Origin of the sequence: Nocardia sp. CA-128927, assembly GCF_050955855.1 — a bacterium.
In the GTDB taxonomy this organism is placed as follows: Bacteria; Actinomycetota; Actinomycetes; order Mycobacteriales; family Mycobacteriaceae; genus Nocardia.
The window spans coordinates 9,871,296-9,890,309 of the sequence record NZ_CP192087.1; the positions used below are offsets into that span (position 1 = coordinate 9,871,296).

Consider the following 19,014-nt stretch of genomic DNA (forward strand, 5'->3'; position numbering starts at 1 on the left):
GCTGCCGACCGTAGAGATTCCGGTGCGGCAATGCCAAGCGGCGCCGTCTCAGCGATGCATGGCGGCGGCACTGGCCAACGGCACGGTGAGGAACGAGGCCGCGCCCTCGGTGCGCTGCACGTCGTAGACGCCGCCGAGCAGCGCCGGGTAGTCCTTCGGGTTGAAGATGTGCGTCGGCGCGTCACCGGAGCCGATCGTCACCTGCAACCGGTGGCCCGGCTGGAAAACGTGGAAGGCCGGGCGGACCTTAACGTTGTACTCGGTCACCTGCCCCGGGACCACCGGCAACATCGACTCCCGCGTGCCGGGATGGAACGCGCCGAGCACGCTGCCGTCCGGCGCCCGCCAGGTCCGGTCCTCGTCCAGCGCACGGAAGTTTCCGGCGAGCTGCCCATCGGTCAGCGCGATGGCCGTGCCGTCCGGCGCGATGTCCTGCACTGTCACGCTGAACGCCGAGGCTGGCGTGTTCGAGACGGCGAAGAGGGTGGCGCCGATCGGCCCGCCCAGCACGGTCGGCTCGGTGAAGGCATCGGTCGTGTATTGCGGATTGTCTATCAGCCCAGGGACATCCGGATGCGCGGGGAACTGGCCGCAGGGGTCATCGATACCGGCCATCGTGGTGAGCAGCTCGTACACGCCGGAGAAGTTGCGGGAGAAGGAGGAGTTGCAGATGGTGCCACCATTGACCGGACTGAAGGTCACCCGGTCCGAACCCGACTGCGCCACCGGATGTTCCGAGGTGAGCCGACCGCCGGCCGCCAGATACAGGTTCTGCGTGGGAGTTTCGCGCACCGGATAGGTGGCGCTCTCGATCACGTTGCCGTTGACGTCGATCGCATGCAGCGGCGTCTTCGTCTCGTCGATGCCGTTGCGGTCGTTCTTCAACCACCGGTCGAACCAGGCCAACTGGATCGAGTGCATATCGATGTCGGTGTTGCGCTGCACCCCGGGCTGCACGTGGAACCAAGGGCCGGTGAGCATTTGGAAGCGGCCGCTGGACGGCGCGTCCGCGGGCATCGGACCATTGTGCGAGCGCCCGGCGTAGGCGTTCTGCAATCCGGCGAAGGTGCGCGGCGTGCCGTCCTGTAGCAGGTCGTATTGACCGCCGATCTGGTAGGTCGGAATGTCGTTCGCCGCAATCTGTTCCACCACATTGTCGATCGCGCGCGACTCCCAGTACGGGCTGTTGTATGCCTTGTCGCCATCGAGCAGCGCATTGAATACCGAATGCCAGGTGCCGTCCGCCCGGAAGTGCGCGATCAGGTGGTCGACGAAAACGCTGGCCATCTTGTCCGGCTCCCGATACAGCCCGAGAATCGGATCGATCTGCGGCAGCAGAGTAATCGGGAATTGCAACATAGAAGCCAGGAAGGCGATGTTGTAGAACCCGTCGTGGTCGAGCAGATCCTGGAACGCGTGGTTGCCCGGCATCAGCGGGAAGAGCGCCTTGACCGGCGAATCCGGTTCCAGCACACCGGCGGTGAGGAGTTCGCTCATCCCGAGATACGACAGACCCCACAGGCCGATCTCACCGGTCGAGTTGGGAAGTCCGGCGGCCCAATGGATCACCCGCTTGGAGTCCTGCCGCTCCTGCGGTTGCAGGATGCTCCACTGACCGCCCGACGATCCGGTGCCCCGGATGTCCACGATCACGCTGATGTAGCCGCGTTTCACGAAGTAGTCGCCGTAACCGGCCGCGTCGCTGATCTGTTTGGCCACGTCGATGACGCTGGGCAGCGCGTTCTGCAACAGCGGGCCGAGCCTCTCGTAGGACAGCAGCCGCACGAACCCCGCGCTGTCCTTGCCGTATGCCGTCTGGGTCAACGTGATCGGAAACGGACCCGGTGCCGGTGCGCCGGAGGCATCGGTCGGATACCGCACGTCCGCGCGCAGCACCACGCCGTCCGCCATCGGCAGTTCGACGTTCTTCTGCTCACCGACACCGTAGATCTCCGGCCCCGGATTCCACCCCTCGGGCAATCCGGTGCGCGCGTCGGCCTTCGGAAAGTCGCTGGCGGGCAACGGATCCGCGAGCGCGAACGGCGCGGCCATCGGCAGCACCGAGGAAACCGCGAGCACGCCGACCGCGACCACGATTCGGGCCGCGGTCGAAGTGGCCGTGGCGACCCCGCGCGACTTTGGGCGCGAGACGCGCCGCCGCAGCCAACTATCGGTCATCATCATTGATCACCCATCGATCCCGCGAGCGGCGGTCGCGCCTGCTCACGATCGTTTTCCGGTTCGACGGCGGCGTGGACCGCCGACGGTCCCGACCTGCCATATTGGTAAGTAATCTTTTCAGATAAAGAACAGGTTGTCTACGATCTGTCCCAGACGATTTGGCTCAGTTCGCGGTGAGATCTCGCCGCAGTAGTTTTCCGGTGCTGGTGCGCGGAAGTTCGTCGACGAAGGTGACATCGCGCGGCACCTTGAACCGGGCCAGGTTCGCCTTCACATGAGCGCGAACCGCATCGGCATCCAGTTCCCGATCGGGGTGCCGCACCACGAAAGCCGCCAGCCGCTGGCCGAATTCGTCGTCGGGCACCGCGACGATCGCCGCCTCGGCGATGGCCGGATGGGCATACAGCAGCTCCTCGACCTCACCGGGAAAGACGTTCTCGCCGCCGGAGACGATCATGTCGTCGTCGCGCCCGTCGATGAACAGCCGACCGCCCGAATCCCAGTGCCCCACATCGCCGGAGGACAGCAATCCGTCGATGATGTCCTTGTTGCCGCCGCCGGAGTACCCGGCGAACGACAGCAGGCTGCGCACGTAGATGGTGCCGCGCACGCCCGGTTCGGTGACCACCTTGCCGTCTTCGTCGTAGAGCCGGACCGTACACACCGTCGGCGGCTTGCCGACCGTCCCGGACGCCGCTCGCCAATCCGCGGGCGTGGCGATGGCGGCGACACCGACCTCGGTCGAGCCGTAGAAGTTGTAGAGCACGTCGCCGAACATCGCGGTGGCCGAATCACCCAGCGCCGCAGGCAGCGCCGAGCCCGCACTGAAGACGATGCGCAGACTGTCGGTGCGGTACTTCGCCAAGACCTCGGGGCCGAGATCGAGTATCCGGCGCAGCATGGTCGGCACGAGGACGAGCACCTGCGCCTGATGATCGGCGACGTCGGCGAGGGTCGCCTCGGCGTCGAATCGCCTGCGCAGCACCACCGTCGAGGCCAGCGATAGCGCCAGGATGAACTGGTTCAGCGCGGTGCCATGGAACAGCGGGGCGGCCAGCACCAGAGTCTGATTGCGCCGCAACGGAATCCGCTCCAGCAGCGCGGCCGCCGCGAGCGGTGACTTCACCTCGCGCGGCACGCCCTTCGGCGTCCCGGTGGTCCCGCCGGTCAGCAGCACGAACCCGCCCTGCTGCGGCGGCGGCGCGAGTTCGGCCGCGTCATTGCCCGCGATCAGCTCGGCGACGGTCGCGATGCCGTCGACTCCGACACCGTCGTGCACGGCGAGCACCCGCCGGACCTCCGGTGGCAATACCTGGAGCAGTTCGGTGAATTCCTGGTCGTACACCACCGCGTGCACGCCTTCGCGCGCCGCGACATCGGCCAGCTGCGGACCGGCGAACCCGGTATTGAGCAACACCAGTCGCGCGCCGATCTTCGCGGCGCCCAGCATGGTGTCCACCAACTCGCGCCGGTCCCGGATGAGTGCGGCGACCGTGTCGCCGGGCCCGAGGCCGAGCGCGGTGAAGCCGCGGGCCAGCGCGTTGCCGCGGGCCTCGAGCTCCCGGTAGGTGAGCGGGCCGAGTTCGTCGATCACCGCCACCCGATCGGGCTCGCGTCGCGCCGACATCCGCACCGGCCCGGCGATGCCGCCGAACTGCCGGACCGCACGGGAGGCGCGCACCAGCTCGGCCGGGGCGAGCAGGTTGAGCACGCCCGCACGTTGCAGCACACCCACCGAATGCAGATTGACCACCAGCGCGCGAACGGCACTTCCGATGGAGGACATGAACACTCCGTCCAGAGAATCGTCGACTCCCTCGAACAAGGGAGTCGACTCGACTGTAGGAGATTCCGCAACATTCGGCAAGACATCTTTTCAGATGCATATCCGGCCGAACCAATAGCCGGTTTCGCCGGATTCAGATCAGGTGAGAGCGAGCCCGGAGTTCACGAAAAACGCGATCTCCTCGCAGATTTCGTCGACGCTGAGCACCGAATCGGGCAGCGTGCTCTGCACCAATTCCTGGGCGAGCGAGTTCACCGCGCCGATCACCGCGAGCGCGAATAGGTCGAAACGCCGCGGCTTGGCCTCGCCGCGCTCGACACCGCGCTCGGCTTCGCTGATCAACAATGCGGAAAGCAGCCGCCGCTGATCTCTGCGCCACTCCTCGACCGATTGGCTCACGCCGACCACCTCGACATAACAGACCCTGGCCGATCGATGATCCGCACAGGTCACCGCGAGATAAGCGCGGAAGCCCTCGACCACCCTGGTGGACAGCGGCTCGTTCTCGGTTTTCGCCAGCGCCTCCAAGGCCCGCTCGACCGCGTGCGAGGTGGTCCGGTTGACCAACGCGATCAGCAAAGCCTCACGGCTGCCCATATCTTCGTAGAAACTGCGCGTGGAAACATTGGCGACCGCGCACAGGCGCTCGATGGAAGTGCCCGCGTAACCCTGCGTCCCGAACAATTCGAGGGCGGCATCGATCAATCGGGTCTGCCGCTGAGCCACCCGTTGTTCTCTCGACAGCCCGCCGTAGCTGCGACCGTCCTTCGATTCCTCTTCCCGCCGTGCCACCGTTCGATGCTACCCGCTGACCCGCCGTAACCCCGGCACGGACATCGGTCCGGGCCGGGGTCGAGGGCTAGTTGTGCTGGCCGATGGCATATCCGACGAGGGCCTGCGCCATGGGCGGCAGAATCTCCGACAATGCCTGCCCGAACTGCGGTTCGGTGATGGTGCTCACCGGGCTGGTAATCGAGCAGCCCTGCGGTGCGGCGACACCGTTGAGCCGGTCTCGCAGCCAATTGAACGCGCCCGGCAGATGCGAGAGGACACCGGAGATATGTTCGGCGGCGAATTCCCGGACATAGGTCACGCTCGGCGCGCCCTCATTGCAGTATTTCTGCACCGTCGCGTCGGTGCCCGCGATCGGAATGAGCTCGTCGTTCTGCGCGTGATAGAAGTAGATCGGCACGGTCGGCTTCTGCTGTCCGAGTGAGTTATCCGCGATCGCTTCCCGAATCTCCGGCAGGGTCAGCGGATCACCGCCCTGGAAAGTGCCGAAGTAGTTGAATCCGGGGAACAGGATGGCGCCCTGCGGATGGCACAGCACCTTCTTCGACCCCATCACGAATTGCCCGAGGAGATCGACCCTTTCGCGCATCACCCGCTGCATTTCCGGGTATTCGGTCGAGATACCGACGATCGCGGCCGAGATGAGCCCGGCATAGACGCCACCGTTGTTGTGCCGCACCACCCCGGCGTAGTCGCCCGCCGCGACACCGCCCGCCGCGATGCCGACGATATTCAGCTCGGGCGCGTAGCTCTCCTTGATCTCCGGAACGAAGGCCGACGGAATAGTGCCACCCGAATAACCCCACAGTGCCGCAGGGGTATCCGGCCCATTCAGCTGCGCGGGCGCGAAGTTCTCCGCCGCACGAATGCCGTCGAGGGTGGCCTGGGCGTTCATCCTCGAGGCGCCGTACGCCGAATTCGGGCCCTGATAGTCGGGCATCGCGACCGTCCAGCCCTGCCCGAGGCCGCCCGCGATTGGGATGAGCGTCTCCGCCGCATTCACGTAATCCACCGGGATGGCACCGGATTTGGCCACATACGACGGGGCGCAGTACTGCGCGACGCTGTCCTCGGCGATCTGGTACGACAGCAGCTTCGACCCACCCGCGGGCGCCGGGCCGCGCGGCTTCAGGATCGTGGTGACCGTCGAGATCGGCTCGCCGTGACTGTTGGTGGTGCGGTAAAGCAACTGCCACGCATCGACATTCAGCTGCAGGATGCCCATGAACGCCGGATAGATCGCCCGCGCGCGCAGGATCTCGCCCGGCTGTGCCGCGGCGACCACCCCCGCCGCGGGCCGATAGAAGTCGTCGAGTTCCGGTGGCAGGGTGAGCGCGGGTGCCGGTTCGATCAGGACACTCTCCTGCTCCCCTGGCGCCGCCTGCCCCGAACCGAATGCCGTCCACGCCGCCATCAGCGCGATGACGCCGAGGACGACGACGCGCCCACCATTGCGCACGTTCATCGAAGTGCCTTCCCGTTACCGCTCGTGACCGATATTGGTAAGGGATGTTTTCAGATGACGAGCAAGAAGTCCAGACTCAGACAGTGTGTCGGTTCACAACGCGCCAACGGCGGGTGGTGCGAAACACCACCCGCCGGGTCGACCTACTTGACGCTACCCGCGGTAAGACCCGCTACCAGGCGCTTTTCAATGAACGCGAACAGGATCACGACCGGGATGATGCCGACCGTAGATATAGCGAACACGTATTGCCATGAGGTGTCGTACTGGCCGACGAACTTCGTCAGCGCCACCGACAGCGGCTGGTTCTCCGGGGTGGTCAGCACCACCAGGCTGGCCGCGAACTCGTTCCAGCAGGAGACGATGACGAAGATCGTCGCGGTGACGATGCCCGGCCACACCAGCGGCAGGCTCACCCGGACCAGGATCTGCCAGCGGCTCAGCCCGTCCAGCATCGCGGCCTCCTCGATCTCCACCGGAATGGAGGCGAAGAAGCTGTGCAGAATCCACACCGCGAAGGACAGGTTGAACGCCGCGTTCACCAGGATCATCGCCAGCCAGGTGTCGTTGATGCCGACCGCGAAGAACTCCCGGATCAGACCGGTCACCAGCACGGTCGGCTGCAACATCTGGGTGACCAGCACCAGGCCGAGGAACACCGCGCGGCCCGGAAACTTGTGCCGCGCCGTGTAATACGCCGCCGGGATGGCGACGAGCAGCACCAGCACAGTGGCGAACACCGAAATGATCACCGTGCTGGCCAGGTTGAACGGCAGCGGTGTTTCCGGGGTGTCCCACATGGTGGCGTAGTTGTCCGGATGCCACGACTCGGGCAGGTAAGTCGGTGGGATGCGCAGGATTTCGGCACGGCTCTTGAGCGAGCCGAGCACCATCACGATGAACGGCAGCAGGAACAGCGCGGCAAGCACCACACCGACCGCGGTCAGTTCCCAGCGACGCCGCTTCGTCCGCGGGCCGGGACGCTCGGCCGAATCGGCCACTTCCCCTGCACCCGTGATCTTTTCGATGTGCGCCACATCCGCCGCCGTCATCCGTCGACCTCCTGAGTCGGCCGGACCACTTTCACATAGATCGCGATGATCACGATGATCAGCACGAAGTTCAGCACGCTCATCGCCGCGGCCGTGTCGATCTGCTGGTTCTGCCGAATCAGCTTGAACATCAACGTGGTTGTGGTGTCGGCCTGGAAACCCGCGATGCTGCCGGTGATCACCTGCAGAATCGGCAACGAGTTGAACGAGTTGATGATGTTGATGATGGTGGCCACCGCGATGGCCGGACGCAGTTGCGGCAGGGTGAGAAAGCGGTAGCGCTGCCACGCACTCGCGCCGTCGACCCGGCCCGCCTCATTGATCTCGGCCGGAATCGATTGCAGCCCGGCCAGAATCGTGTAGGTGGTGAACGGGATCGAGACGAACACCGCGACCCCGATCGCGACCAGGAACGCGGGCGTCGGCTGCTTGGTGAAGCCGTAACCCCGGTCCAGCAGGCCGATATCGACCAGGAACCGGTTGGCGATGCCGACGTCGGGATCGAGCATGTAGTAGAAGATCGTCGTCGTCATCACGACCGAGGCAGCCCACGGCACCAGGATCGCCATCCGCACCGCGGTACGGCCTGGGAAATCCTTGTTGAGGAACTGGGCAAGTCCCGCCGAGATCACCAGGGTGATCAGCACGACGGCGACAACCCAGATCACCGTGTGCGCGAGAACCGATCCCAGCTCCGAAATCCCGAACAGCGTGCGGAAGTTCTCCAGACCCGCCGCGCCCCGGTCTTGACCGTAGGCGCTGAGATCCCGAGTACTGGTCCACAGCATGTAGCAGGCGGGAAAGGCGACGATAGCCGCGATCAAGACCAGCGAGGGTCCGATCCACGGTATCGCCGCCAGAGTTCCTTTCCGTCGCACGCTATTTCGCGGCTTCCTGTATGCGCTGCAGCACCTGGGCCGGGTCGGTGCCCTGTGCGATGGTGCCCATCTGCTGCCGGATGGCGCCTTGCGCCGCAGCCCATTTCGCGTTGTTGCTCGGGTAGAACTGGGCCACTGCGAGTGTCGAACCGAACGCCTTGGTCACCGGGTCGCCGGCCAGCTTGGCGGCCGCGCTGTTGGTGATCGGGATGAAGCCCTCGGTCGAGACGAACTTCGAGTACACGTCGGCGCCGTAGAAGAAGTCGAGGAACTTCTTGATCGACTCGGTCTTCTTGCCGTCCTTCTTGAACGACATCAGGTGATCGGCCACGCCGAGGGTCACCGGGGTGCCGGACTTGGTCGGCGTCGGCGCGGTCGAGTACTTCAGCGCCGGGTTCTTCGCGGCGATCTGGCTGATGGTCGGGGGCAGGCCCTCGATCATGCCGATCTTGCCCTGGATGAACGCGTTGATGACGTCCTTGCGGTCGGTCGCACCCGGATTCGGCTGGGTGACACCGGCATCGGCGATCTCGCGCATCGCGCGCACGCCCTCCAGGTTGGCCGGGGTATCGACGGTGATCTTGTCACCCTCGGCCCACTGGCCGCCCGCGCCGAAGGTCCAGATGGAGGTCTCGCCCTGGGCTTCCTCGCTGCCGAGCGGCAGACCGTAGCCGGAGACACCGCCGCCGAGCGCCTGGATCTTCTTGGCCGAGTCGGTGAGCTCGGCCCACGTCTTCGGCGGCGAGGTGATGCCCGCCTTGGTGAACAGGTCGGTGTTGTAGAACAGGGTGCGCGTGGAGGCGAACAGCGGCAGCGCGTACTGGGTGCCGTTCAGCGACGCGTTCTTCGCGAAGCCGGGCTGGATATCCGAAAGCACCTGCGGGGAGACGACTTCGGAGGCAGGGTAGAGCTGTCCGTCGCTGGCGAAGCTGGCGTAGGCATCGATGTTGAGGATGTCCGGGGTGGTCGACTTCGACTGGAGCTTGGTACGCACCACATCGTTGATCGAGTTCCAGGACTCGATCTGGAGGTTCACCTTGATATCGGGGTTCGTCTTCTGGAAGTCCGCGATGATCCCGTCCCACAGCGCCTTCGTACCGTTGGCCCCGTCACTGTAGGCCGGGGCTAAGAAGTTGATCGTGGTGTCGGAGTCGGCGTTATCTTTCGAGCCGAACCCACAGGACGAGATCGCCAGCGCAACGCCGGTGACCATCGCGACCCCCGCAAGCACGCCGTGGAGTGGTCTTTTCACGAGTAGAACCTTTCAAATTTGCACACCGGGCGCCACTGGACAGCCGATGATGGGATCGAACTGATCGACCGACTATCAACATAGACCCAAGCTTGATCATATGTGACCGATTCGCTCGTAAATTTGACATGAACGATCACCGGGCGGATTCTGTTGGTGTGCCGATCTCCGCCGAACCCACGCCCGTCACCCATCTGGCCAACGAGGTCGCCACCCAGCCTGACGACTGGGCGCGCGCCGAAACGATCGCTGCCGAACATCGCGACATCCTCCCCCACAAGGGCGAGCGAGTCGCCGTGATCGGTTGCGGCACTTCCCTGTTCATGTCCAAAGCGATTGCGGCGCTGCGCGAGGGCGCAGGCCACGGTCTCACCGATGCCTGGCCCGCCAGCGAAGTCCGCTCCAGCCGCGAATATGACCGTTACTTGGTTATCTGCCGGTCAGGCACGACCACCGAGGTGGTCAATGCCATGCGGGACATCCCAGCACACATTCCACGCACCGTCATCTGCTCCAGTCCCGGCACCCCGGTGCTCGAACTGGGCGACCCGATCCTGATCGACGAGGTCGACGAGGAGTCGGTGGTGCAGACCCGCTTCGCCACCACCACCCTGGCGATCCTGCGCTGGCACCTCGGCGAGGACCTCGCCCCGGTGATCGAGCAGGCGCGCAAGGTGCTCGCCGAGGATCCGGCGGAGTCGCTCGCCGACGTCCGGCATGCCGAGGAGATCAGCTTCGTCGGCATGGGCTTCGCCGCGGCCATCGCCGAGGAATCCGGCCTGAAGCTGCGCGAATCCTGCCAGTCCTGGACCGAGTCCTACCTGGCCACCGAGTACCGGCACGGTCCGGTCGCCATCTCCGCGCCCGGTCGCGCGGTCTGGGCCTTCGGCCCGCTGGTGCCGAACTTCGAACGAGACATCGCCAGCACCGGTGCGCACTTCGAGCACCGCGACATCGACCCGATGGCCGACCTGCTCCGCGTGCACCAGCTCTGCGTGCTGCGCGCGGCCGATCTCGGCCTCGACCCCGACCACCCGCGTGGGCTCAATCGCTCGGTCGTCCTCGACCAGTGATCGGACCGGCCCGGTGAAACGCGACCCAGCTTTAGCCGGCGCCGCACTGCGCGACGCGCCGGGAACTACTGTGCGAAGCATGGGAGTGGTGCCGGACCCGACGGCCGACAACGAGACGTCCTCGACCAGTGCCGCCCGGCCGGCGGCCGAGACTGCCGGGTCGACCGCGGCACACCGCGGCGGCACACCGACGCGTTCGGCTGCGGTACTGCCGCAGCCGGACGCGTTGTCCGAGGAGGCGCTGGTACTCGGCCTCGATGTCGGCGGGACGACCATCAAAGGTGAGATCACCGATGCGGCGGGCACCGTGCTTGCCGCCGGCACCATGCTGACGCCGCAGGGCGATGCGGCGTTCGAGGCGATGGGGGCGCTCGGCGACCAACTGCTCGCCGAGCTGACCGAGGAGCAGCGCGGCCGTGTCGGCCGAGCCGCCGTGGTGGTGCCCGGCATTGTGGACACCGTCCGGTCGATCGCCGTGTTCAGCAGCAACATCGGCTGGCGGGACTTCAAGGTCGGCGACCGGTTCCTCGATCGCTGGGGAATCCCGGTACTGCTCGAACACGATGTCGCCGTGGCGGGTTGGGCTGAATGGCGCGTCGGGGCCGGACGTGGTTACGACAACGTCTGCGTGGTCATCCTCGGCACCGGCATCTCCGGCACCCTCTCCGTCGGCGGGCGCTTGGTCCGCAGTACTTATGGCCAGGTCGGCGAGTACGGCCACATCCCGGTTCGCGCGGACGGGCTGCCTTGCCCGTGTGGCAATACCGGCTGCGTCGAGACCATCGCCTCCGGTGCGTCGATCGCTCGTGCCTACACGCGCCGGACGGGACGTGAAATCAGTGGCGCGGCAGAGGTATTCGCATTGGTGGATACCGACGCCGATGCCAAGGCGGTTCTTGCCGACGCCGTCGACGCCCTCGCCGACGGGCTGATCGGCATCGTGCACGCTGCCTGCCCCGAGCTGATCATCCTCGGCGGTGGACTGGCGGGTGCGGGGGCCGCACTCACCGATCCGCTCCATCAAGCCATTGCCGATCGGCTTCGGCTGGTGCCGGCTCCGCACGTGGTGGTCGGCGAATTCGGGGCGCGCGCCGGGCTGACCGGCGCGGCCCTCTTCGCCAGGCAGGGGGCGCTCGAATGATCGGCGCCGGACTGCCGCTCGTTGCGCACCGCATCGACGCGATGCTTATGAAATCAGCTAGTGCCGAGCCGGATCGGCAACGCGGACCGGCGCCCCAACGGGTGCACCGGCACGAACTCGGCGGCACTCGAGGCGGGGAGGTGTTCGCATGGTGACCGAATCGGTCCGCGGTCGCATCGTCTCGGCGACCACGCAGCTGGACGACGGTGTGGTCACGATCGTCGGCGATCGGATCGAGGCAGTGCTGCCGTTCGCGGAGTGGGTTGCGGCGCATCCGGATTCGCCGGAGCCTGCCTTCTCGGGGACGCTGCTGCCCGGGCTGGTCGACATTCACAATCATGGCGGGTTCGGGCATCGGTTCGACACCGTCGATGTGGCGGAAGCACGGGCGGCTGCGGAGTTTCATCACGCGAGCGGGTCCACGACGGTCGTCGCGAGCATTGTTACGGCGGCGGCGTCGGACATGGTCGACCAGACCGCGGTGTTGCGGGAGCTTGCGGAGGAAGGGCTGATCGGCGGCATTCACGCCGAGGGGCCGTTCCTGTCGGAGGCGCGGTGCGGGGCACAGGATCCACGGTTCCTGCGCGATCCCGATCTCGAGCTGACCGATCAGCTGCTCACCGCCGGGGGTGGGCACCTGCGGGTGATGACGCTGGCGCCGGAGCGATCCGGCTATGACGCTGTCGCGCAACGGCTCACCGAGCATGGCGTGGTGGTTTCGCTGGGGCACAGCAACGCCGACTACTCCTCGTTTTTGAAGGCCTTGCGGCCCACCGGGTTCGGGGCCCTGGTCACTCATCTGGCGAATGGCATGCCGCCGCTGCACCACCGCGATCCGGGTCCGGTCGGGGCGGGTCTGGTCGCCGCGGCGGCCGGGCAGGCGACGGTCGAGCTGATCGGGGACGGCGTGCATGTCGACCCCGGTTTCGCCGCGCTGGTGTTCGCGACCGCGCCCGGTCGGGTCGCGCTGATCACCGATGCCATGCAGGCGGCCGGGCTGTCCGACGGCGAGTATCAACTGGGTCCGCAGTCCGTGACGGTGCGGCAAGGGGTCGCCCGGATCGCAAACGGTTCGATCGCGGGCGGCATCAGCACGCTGCTCGATTGCGTGGCCAGAGCGGTGCGCGAGTCGGGTGTGGCGCTGGCCGACGCGGTGCTGGCGGCGACGTCGACGCCCGCGGCGGCACTCGGCCTCGCCGAGGTCGGTGACCTGCGGACGGGCTACTTAGCCGACCTACTGATCGTCGGTGAGGGCCTCCAGTTGCGCCGGGTGCTCAGGCGAGGACAGTGGTTGTCGTGATCCTCACCGTGACGATGAATCCCGCCTACGACATGACCTATCGTGTCGAGCACTTCGAACGAGGCCAGGCGCATCGAGTCCGCTCGGTCGAACAACGCATCGGCGGTAAAGGCATCAATGTCACGCGGGTGCTGAATCAGCTCGGAAAGTACGCCAGGGCGACGGGTTTCTCCGACCACGCCTTCGCGGCCGCCGCCGAGCTGGAGATGCCGGTCGACTTCGTGCACGCGCTGCCCTGGGTCCGGCGCACCGTGGTGATCAGCGAATCCGAGGACGGCACCGCCACCGCCCTGTGGGAGCCCGGCGCGCGCGTTTCCAACCCACACGCCGCCGAACAGCTCGCGGTTCGCGTGGCGGGCATGCTGCCCGACATCGACGGCCTCGTCATCTCCGGCTCGCTGCCCGGCGGCATCGCGGCCTCGCTGCCCGCCGAGATCGCCCGCACCGCCATCGCGGCCGACATCCCGACCATCTGCGATGTCGACGGTGAGTCGCTGCGCCTGGCCGCGCAGATCCCCGGCGTCATCCTCATGCCCAACGGCGACGAGCTGCACCGCCTGACCGGCATCAAGCCCGCCACCGCCGACGAGGTCGTCACCGCCGCCTATCCCCTCATCGAGAGCGGTGTTCGCGCCGTCATCGCCACCCGGGGTGCCGACGGCATGGTCGCCGTCACCGCCGACGGCGCCTGGTTCGCTACCCTGCCCGAGCCGCTGGCCGGAAATCCCACCGGCGCAGGCGATTCCGCGACCGCGGCGGTGATCGCCGCGCTCACCGCGGACGAAGTACCCGACTGGCCCGCCATCCTCACCGACGCCGTCGCCACCTCCGCCGCCGCCGTGGTCATCCCCGTCGCGGGCGAGATCGACCGCTGCCTCCGCACGCGGATTGCCCCCACCGTCCGCGTCACCCAGCTCGACCTACCCACCCGCCAAGAATCCGCACCATGAGCCGAACGTGCCTGTCCGACGGGCGCGCGTGCTGAGCCTTCAGGAGAGATACCGATGCCGCTGACGCCCGTTTCCGACTTGATCACCGCCGCCAGACCCGGTGGGCTCGGCGCGTTCAACGTAATCACCTTGGAGCATGCCGAAGCCATCGCGGCGGCCGCAGAATCGGCGAAACGGCCTGTCGTGCTGCAACTTTCGGAGAACACCGCGAGCTACCACGGCAACTTGGCCCCACTCGCCCTCGCCTGCCTGCGCATCGCGGCGGACAGCACCGCCGACATCGCCGTCCACCTCGACCACGCGACCACCCCCGAATTGGTCCGCGCCGCAGTCGATCTCGGCATCCGCTCGGTCATGTACGACGGCTCCACCCTCGACTACGCCGCCAACGTAGCCACCACCGCCGACATCACCCGCTGGTGCCACGACCGTGATGTGCACGTCGAAGCCGAACTCGGCGAGGTAGGCGGCAAAGACGGCGCCCACGCCCCCGGTGTCCGCACCAACCCCGACGAAGCCGTCGAATTCGTCGCCACCACCGGCGTAGACGCGCTGGCCGTAGCCGTCGGCTCATCGCACGCCATGCACACCCGCACTGCCACCCTCGACAACGACCTGATCGCCCACCTGGCCACCAAGGTCCCCGTCCCCCTGGTCCTGCACGGCTCCTCCGGCGTCCCCGACGAAGGCCTCCGAGCCGCGGTGGAGAGCGGCATAACCAAGGTCAACATCGCCACCCGCCTCAACGTCCTGATGACCGAGGCAATCCGCACCACCCTCGCCGCCACCCCCACCCTCTCCGACCCCCGCAAGTACCTCACCCCGGCCCGCACCGCAATCCAATCCGAGGTAGAACACTTCCTCCACCTGCTAGCCCGCTGACCCCAGAGGCAAACAGAAGTATGCGGTCGGCGACGCCAGGAGTAACGCCGCCGACCGCGGGGAGGGGTGAACCGGGGCAGCCGATCCACCAAAGCTCGACAACCTCACCCTGCCTGCCGCGCCTGAGCACTACCCCCCACCCGACCTGAGAGTCCCCTAGGAACCTCGTTCACGAAGAAGGCTGGGGATAGCGAGATTTCTGTGGATAACTCGGGGTTGAGCGGCCGGGTCGGATTGCGCTGGGCGGCAGGATCGTGCGCATGGGGGACTTCGACGAGCCATTTCCGGGTAGTTGGGCGGTAGCAGCCGGTCGGGTCAGCGCATGGGAACTGCGCAAGGACTTCGAGCGGATCCATCCAGATGTCTACGTTCGCAAGGGCGTTCAACTGGATGCACGAGGGCGCGCGCAAGCAGCCGGTCATTGGGCCAAAGGCGAGGGCATTCTGGTCGACTTCTCGGCGGCGGCAATGCACGGCACCCGATGGCTAGATGACAAGCCGGCCGAGATCACGCTGACGAACCGGGCCCGACCGCCACAAGGCATCTTGGCGTACCGCGACACGATCCGAGCCGACCAGGTATGCACGGTCAATGGTTTCCGCTGCACCATCCCGGCCCGGACCGCATTCGACCTCGCACGACGCCTCGAGCCGAAGGAAGCCATCGAGGTGCTGGATGCCCTCTGCAATGCGGCGGGCCTCGAGCCGAAAGAAGTCGAGTATGTCGCCGAACTACTGCCACGTGCCCGCGGTCGCACCAACCTGCGCAACGTACTGCCCTACGTCGACGGCGGCGCCGAATCCATCCCGGAAACCCGCACCCGGCTGGTACTCGTGCAGGCAGGCTTGCCCACACCCGAGACTCAGATCCGAATACTCGACCCCCACGGCCTGACGGCCGCCCGCCTCGACATGGGCTGGCGGCGCTGGCGAGTGGCCGTCGAATACGACGGCGCCCACCATTGGACCGACCGCAACCAACGCTCGTGGGACATCGACTGCGCCGCAGCCCTGGAATCCCTCGGCTGGATCCTAATCCGCGTCAGCGCCACCCTCCTCACCAACCGCCCCCACATCATCATCGAGCGCGTCGAACGCGCCCTCCGCTCCCGCAACGCCGACCTCTGACGCGTGAGTGGCACACCATGGAGAGGTCTTCTCGCGATTCGCCACAGCCATGTGCCACTCGCGTGGGAGTGGGCGGTCGGCGGCGCGGGCGAGGGACCGGCGCCGCCGACCGGCGGGGTGGTGGGCACGGGCAGTGGCCCACCAGGCGGGTTGTCGGAGTAGTCAGGGGATTCCGACAGCCCTTAGCTTGCTCGGGTCACCTGAATGGTGGCCCCAGTTCAGCTGGGAGTCAGCTGGGAGCTTTGCGCGCTGACGAATTCATGAGTGGCACACCATGGAGAGGTCTTCTTGCGATTTGCCGCAGCCATGTGCCACTGAACGTGGGTTCGTCAGAGGGTGGCGATGAAGGTGGACCAAGCCGTGGTGCTGAAGGTGAGGGTGGGTTGGGAGGATGGTGCGCCTTGGTATTTGCTGTCGCGCACCAGGACTCGGGCGTCGTCGAACTTGATCTCGACGCAGGCCGCGGCGTCGCTGGAGTGCGACGATTTGAACCAGCCGGTGGAGTTGGGCGTCTCGCTGCTCATGCTCGCCGAGCTTACCCAGCAGATGCTTTGCGCTCGATCAGCGCGAGCGACTCTGCGCGCGGTAGTGCGATGTCCGCCATCGCGTTGGCGAAGAGGGTGTTGAGATGGCGCACCGGTTCTGCGTCTTCGATCAGGCCCATGTGAATCAAGGTTTCCGTCCAGGCGATATCCGGCAAGAGCGTGCTGTCGAAGCCGAGCAGATGGAAGGTCGCACCGCCTAGCAACGAACCGCCGCGGGCCTCGAACGGGATGACCCGGATATCGATGGTCTCCGGATGCCGCTCGACCATGGCGGCGAGGTGGCGCAGCTGTCCTTCGAGCACCTCGCGGCCACCGATCTGCTGCGTCAGCGCCGCCTCGTTGACAATCGCGGTGAGCTGCAACGGATCCGGTCCGGTCAGCCGCTCCTGCCTGCGCAGCCGCACCTCCACCAGGCGGTCGATCTCCACCTGCCGAATTCGCGCGATATCGTTGGCGATCAACGCACGCGCGTAGTCGGCCGTCTGCAACAAGCCTGGGACCAGCACACTTTCGTAGGTCCGGACGCTCTGCGCACCGAATTCGAGGCCGTACAACCGCGTGATGTCACCCGGGAGCAATCCCGCATAGCTCGACCACCATCCGCGCTGCTTGGCGACCTCGCGCAACCGGAGCATCTCCTCCCGCTCGGCAGGGTCGAACTCGAGTAGGGACATCAGCTTCTTCAGCTTGTCCTCGGCCAGGATTCGTTCCTTCTCCACCTTCGACCAGTACGAAAGGGTGAAGCCGAGTTCCTTGGCGATGACCGAGGCGTTGACGTCGAACTCGTTGCGGCGACGGCGGATTCGGAGCATGAGCTCCCAGCGGGCGACCGCTGGCGAGAGTGGTGCCATGGTGTCCTTCCGGCTCGGGCGATGGGTGGAGACCGTACCTCTGATCAGAATAGGTCACGTCTAGTGTTAGCGATAGGTCAACTTGACTTATCCGCCGATATCGACCTAGCCTCGTTGTGTCACACATCACACGCGGGACCTCGCCTGGCGGGCTCGCACGGTGGGATCGAGGGGGTTCGCGTGTCTGTGCATGTCATCGGTAGGGCCTGGATGGTCAGTGATCGCACGGCGCATCAGGCGCGACGAGTCAGTGACGACGCTTGGGTGGTGTCTTATCTGCGGGGTCGGATGCTGACCACGGAGCAGGCGACGGCGGCTATGCAAGCGGCGGAAGCGGTTTCGGAGGTGGATGTGCTGGCGCGGCGGATGGGGCTCACGGTGTTGGAGGCGATCGGGCTGGCCGTCACGGAAAAGCCTTGGGAGACACCAGCGCCCAAGCGACTCCGGTTGGTACCCCGGCCAGGTGGTCGGCACCACCGTTGACCACGTGCAGCACCACATCTCTTGTCCAGTAACAGCATTCACAGCAGGGGGTTATCGCAATGGAACCGCTTCCTTCGAAGGCTCTGATCCTCGAAGCCTGCCGGACCGCACCACACCTAGGTCATCCAGTGTTGGAATCCACCCACCTACTCGCCGGATTACACGAGCGGCGCGCCCGGATCACCCTCGCCGCGACCGGCGACATCGACGCGCACCGTGCCCGCTTGGTCCTCGCCATCGACCGGTGGATCGCCACCGAAATGCCACCGGCACACGGCGGCGCGCACATGCACACCGAGACCGTCGGCATGGTGGTCGACCGACTCGCCCAGTTCTCCGTCAGCGCCCACGAAACCCTGTTCAGCGCACCGGAATGGGCGGCACACATCGCCTGGGAGCGCCTCGCCGAACTCGCCCTCGGCTACCACGACCTGGCCTTCGAAGTCTCCGCAGGTTTCCGCCGCCTCCCCTACCTCGGCGGCCCCCGAACCTCCACCCCACCCCGGTAACCCCAACCCGAACAACGCCTTCGCCGAATTCGGCGCATTGCTTGTCTTGCCGCGCACCGATTCTCCGGCCGCGCACGAATTTGCCAGCAATTCTGTGCGCGTCGGGCGAAACCGTGCGCAGCAGCTCTGATGCAGCGGGCTCGGTGCCGCAGCGGTTAAGCGAACGGCGACCAGGTCAGGGTGAACCAGCCAGGAGTCGTAGCGGTAAAGCGAGCGCGGTCCCAGGAGCCGGTGCCGACGAGGTCGACGCCGGTGCGGCGGGGTAGGTAGGTCTACGCGGTTGCATTCGGCGCCAGCCAGCCCAGCGGTAGGCAGTTCAGCGCCAGCCAGCCCAGCGGCAGGCAGTTCAGCGGTAGGCAGTTCAGCCAGCACCGGTGTCCCGGTGCGCTCGATCGACGAGTTCCGCTGAACAGGAGGGGAGTTCAGAGGTCGTCGGCCGACGGTGCGGAACCGTCTTGCGGCCAGGCGTGTGCCTCCAGGCGCGTTTGGACGCGCAACACGTCTGCCTCCGAGGGCATCTCGTTGGTGATCTTGGTGATCATTACCTGGATGTCGGTTCGGTCGGCGGGTAGGTCGCCGGAACCCGCCAGTTCGGCGGCGATCTGGCGGACCTCGTCGTCGGACAGGCGGCGGCGCAGCAGGGCGAGCAGCGGGATGTAGTCGGATTCCGGGACACCGTCCGGATATCCGGCCCGCAGCCAGTCGATGATGGCGTTCAGGAAGGGTGGCATCGGCGGCGGGTGTCGC

At 66.3% G+C, this 19,014-nt stretch carries 18 protein-coding genes; 8 read left to right on the forward strand and 10 right to left on the reverse strand.

From position 1 onward, the window contains the following. Positions 1–48: 48 nt before the first annotated feature. The 7 genes from ACQPW1_RS45795 to ACQPW1_RS45825 form a co-directional block, all read right to left on the reverse strand. Positions 49–2,181 carry a CocE/NonD family hydrolase gene (locus tag ACQPW1_RS45795; protein ID WP_433659982.1) on the reverse strand — a complete coding sequence of 711 codons (2,133 nt, stop codon included), beginning with the start codon at positions 2,179–2,181 and terminating at the stop codon, positions 49–51. A gap of 163 nt (positions 2,182–2,344) precedes the next feature. Further along, entirely contained in the window at positions 2,345–3,967 is a 1,623-nt protein-coding gene (locus tag ACQPW1_RS45800; protein ID WP_433659984.1) for an AMP-binding protein, read from the reverse strand. Positions 3,968–4,105: 138 nt separating this feature from the next. Beyond that, positions 4,106–4,759 carry a TetR/AcrR family transcriptional regulator gene (locus tag ACQPW1_RS45805; RefSeq protein ID WP_433659986.1) on the reverse strand — a complete coding sequence of 218 codons (654 nt, stop codon included), beginning with the start codon at positions 4,757–4,759 and terminating at the stop codon, positions 4,106–4,108. Positions 4,760–4,826: 67 nt separating this feature from the next. Further along, positions 4,827–6,224: a lipase family protein gene (locus ACQPW1_RS45810; protein ID WP_433659987.1), complete on the reverse strand. Its 1,398-nt coding sequence runs from the start codon at positions 6,222–6,224 to the stop codon at positions 4,827–4,829. A 143-nt stretch (positions 6,225–6,367) separates the two neighbouring features. Further along, a complete protein-coding gene (locus ACQPW1_RS45815) occupies positions 6,368–7,276 on the reverse strand; it encodes a carbohydrate ABC transporter permease (protein ID WP_433659989.1) in 909 nt (302 codons plus the stop codon). Further along, positions 7,273–8,100 (reverse strand): carbohydrate ABC transporter permease, encoded by an 828-nt coding sequence (locus ACQPW1_RS45820; RefSeq protein WP_364723854.1) that lies wholly within the window; start codon positions 8,098–8,100, stop codon positions 7,273–7,275. The genes ACQPW1_RS45815 and ACQPW1_RS45820 overlap by 4 nt, the downstream gene beginning before the upstream one ends. Positions 8,101–8,155: 55 nt before the next feature. Then, a complete protein-coding gene (locus ACQPW1_RS45825; protein ID WP_433659992.1) occupies positions 8,156–9,406 on the reverse strand; it encodes an extracellular solute-binding protein in 1,251 nt (416 codons plus the stop codon). Positions 9,407–9,534: 128 nt separating this feature from the next. Here ACQPW1_RS45825 and ACQPW1_RS45830 point away from each other — a divergent pair, with 128 nt between their 5' ends. The 6 genes from ACQPW1_RS45830 to ACQPW1_RS45855 all read left to right on the forward strand — a co-directional run bounded on the left by ACQPW1_RS45830 (position 9,535) and on the right by ACQPW1_RS45855 (position 15,879). Next, entirely contained in the window at positions 9,535–10,479 is a 945-nt protein-coding gene (locus ACQPW1_RS45830; protein ID WP_433659994.1) for an SIS domain-containing protein, read from the forward strand. A 79-nt stretch (positions 10,480–10,558) separates the two neighbouring features. Further along, the gene (locus ACQPW1_RS45835; protein ID WP_433659995.1) at positions 10,559–11,620 is read left to right on the forward strand and encodes an ROK family protein; all 1,062 of its coding nucleotides are present in this window, start codon (positions 10,559–10,561) and stop codon (positions 11,618–11,620) included. Positions 11,621–11,768: 148 nt separating this feature from the next. Further along, a complete protein-coding gene (nagA, locus tag ACQPW1_RS45840; protein ID WP_433659997.1) occupies positions 11,769–12,920 on the forward strand; it encodes an N-acetylglucosamine-6-phosphate deacetylase in 1,152 nt (383 codons plus the stop codon). Beyond that, complete coding sequence (locus ACQPW1_RS45845; protein ID WP_433659999.1) at positions 12,917–13,870, forward strand: 1-phosphofructokinase; 954 nt, start codon at positions 12,917–12,919, stop codon at positions 13,868–13,870. The genes nagA and ACQPW1_RS45845 overlap by 4 nt, the downstream gene beginning before the upstream one ends. Before the next feature lie 54 nt (positions 13,871–13,924). Next, positions 13,925–14,752 (forward strand): class II fructose-bisphosphate aldolase, encoded by an 828-nt coding sequence (locus tag ACQPW1_RS45850; protein ID WP_433660000.1) that lies wholly within the window; start codon positions 13,925–13,927, stop codon positions 14,750–14,752. Positions 14,753–15,012: 260 nt separating this feature from the next. Beyond that, positions 15,013–15,879 (forward strand): hypothetical protein, encoded by an 867-nt coding sequence (locus ACQPW1_RS45855; protein WP_433660002.1) that lies wholly within the window; start codon positions 15,013–15,015, stop codon positions 15,877–15,879. A gap of 329 nt (positions 15,880–16,208) precedes the next feature. Here the strand turns inward: ACQPW1_RS45855 and ACQPW1_RS45860 are convergent, their stop codons facing one another. Together ACQPW1_RS45860 and ACQPW1_RS45865 are read right to left on the reverse strand one after the other, a co-directional pair. Continuing rightward, positions 16,209–16,403, reverse strand: coding sequence for a DUF397 domain-containing protein (locus ACQPW1_RS45860; protein ID WP_433660004.1), 195 nt, complete (start codon positions 16,401–16,403; stop codon positions 16,209–16,211). Positions 16,404–16,414: 11 nt separating this feature from the next. Further along, positions 16,415–17,275, reverse strand: coding sequence for a DUF5753 domain-containing protein (locus ACQPW1_RS45865; protein WP_433660005.1), 861 nt, complete (start codon positions 17,273–17,275; stop codon positions 16,415–16,417). Between the two features lie 180 nt (positions 17,276–17,455). Here ACQPW1_RS45865 and ACQPW1_RS45870 point away from each other — a divergent pair, with 180 nt between their 5' ends. After that, a complete protein-coding gene (locus ACQPW1_RS45870) occupies positions 17,456–17,758 on the forward strand; it encodes a hypothetical protein (RefSeq protein ID WP_433660006.1) in 303 nt (100 codons plus the stop codon). A gap of 128 nt (positions 17,759–17,886) precedes the next feature. Next, positions 17,887–18,267: a DUF4254 domain-containing protein gene (locus ACQPW1_RS45875; protein WP_433660007.1), complete on the forward strand. Its 381-nt coding sequence runs from the start codon at positions 17,887–17,889 to the stop codon at positions 18,265–18,267. Positions 18,268–18,689: 422 nt separating this feature from the next. On the opposite strand, the gene ACQPW1_RS45880 is transcribed toward ACQPW1_RS45875, so the two are convergent. Further along, positions 18,690–18,998 carry a DUF3349 domain-containing protein gene (locus tag ACQPW1_RS45880; RefSeq protein ID WP_433660009.1) on the reverse strand — a complete coding sequence of 103 codons (309 nt, stop codon included), beginning with the start codon at positions 18,996–18,998 and terminating at the stop codon, positions 18,690–18,692. Positions 18,999–19,014: the final 16 nt, after the last annotated feature.

Bases quoted from the DNA above. Each gene is read 5' to 3' on its own strand.
- ACQPW1_RS45865 (WP_433660005.1), bottom strand. From the start codon at position 17,275: ATGGCACCACTCTCGCCAGCGGTCGCCCGCTGGGAGCTCATGCTCCGA.
- ACQPW1_RS45830 (WP_433659994.1), top strand. From the start codon at position 9,535: ATGAACGATCACCGGGCGGATTCTGTTGGTGTGCCGATCTCCGCCGAA.
- nagA (WP_433659997.1), top strand. From the start codon at position 11,769: ATGGTGACCGAATCGGTCCGCGGTCGCATCGTCTCGGCGACCACGCAG.
- ACQPW1_RS45800 (WP_433659984.1), bottom strand. From the start codon at position 3,967: ATGTCCTCCATCGGAAGTGCCGTTCGCGCGCTGGTGGTCAATCTGCAT.
- ACQPW1_RS45795 (WP_433659982.1), bottom strand. From the start codon at position 2,181: ATGATGACCGATAGTTGGCTGCGGCGGCGCGTCTCGCGCCCAAAGTCG.
- ACQPW1_RS45835 (WP_433659995.1), top strand. From the start codon at position 10,559: ATGGGAGTGGTGCCGGACCCGACGGCCGACAACGAGACGTCCTCGACC.
- ACQPW1_RS45855 (WP_433660002.1), top strand. From the start codon at position 15,013: ATGGGGGACTTCGACGAGCCATTTCCGGGTAGTTGGGCGGTAGCAGCC.
- ACQPW1_RS45810 (WP_433659987.1), bottom strand. From the start codon at position 6,224: ATGAACGTGCGCAATGGTGGGCGCGTCGTCGTCCTCGGCGTCATCGCG.
- ACQPW1_RS45880 (WP_433660009.1), bottom strand. From the start codon at position 18,998: ATGCCACCCTTCCTGAACGCCATCATCGACTGGCTGCGGGCCGGATAT.
- ACQPW1_RS45850 (WP_433660000.1), top strand. From the start codon at position 13,925: ATGCCGCTGACGCCCGTTTCCGACTTGATCACCGCCGCCAGACCCGGT.
- ACQPW1_RS45860 (WP_433660004.1), bottom strand. From the start codon at position 16,403: ATGAGCAGCGAGACGCCCAACTCCACCGGCTGGTTCAAATCGTCGCAC.
- ACQPW1_RS45815 (WP_433659989.1), bottom strand. From the start codon at position 7,276: ATGACGGCGGCGGATGTGGCGCACATCGAAAAGATCACGGGTGCAGGG.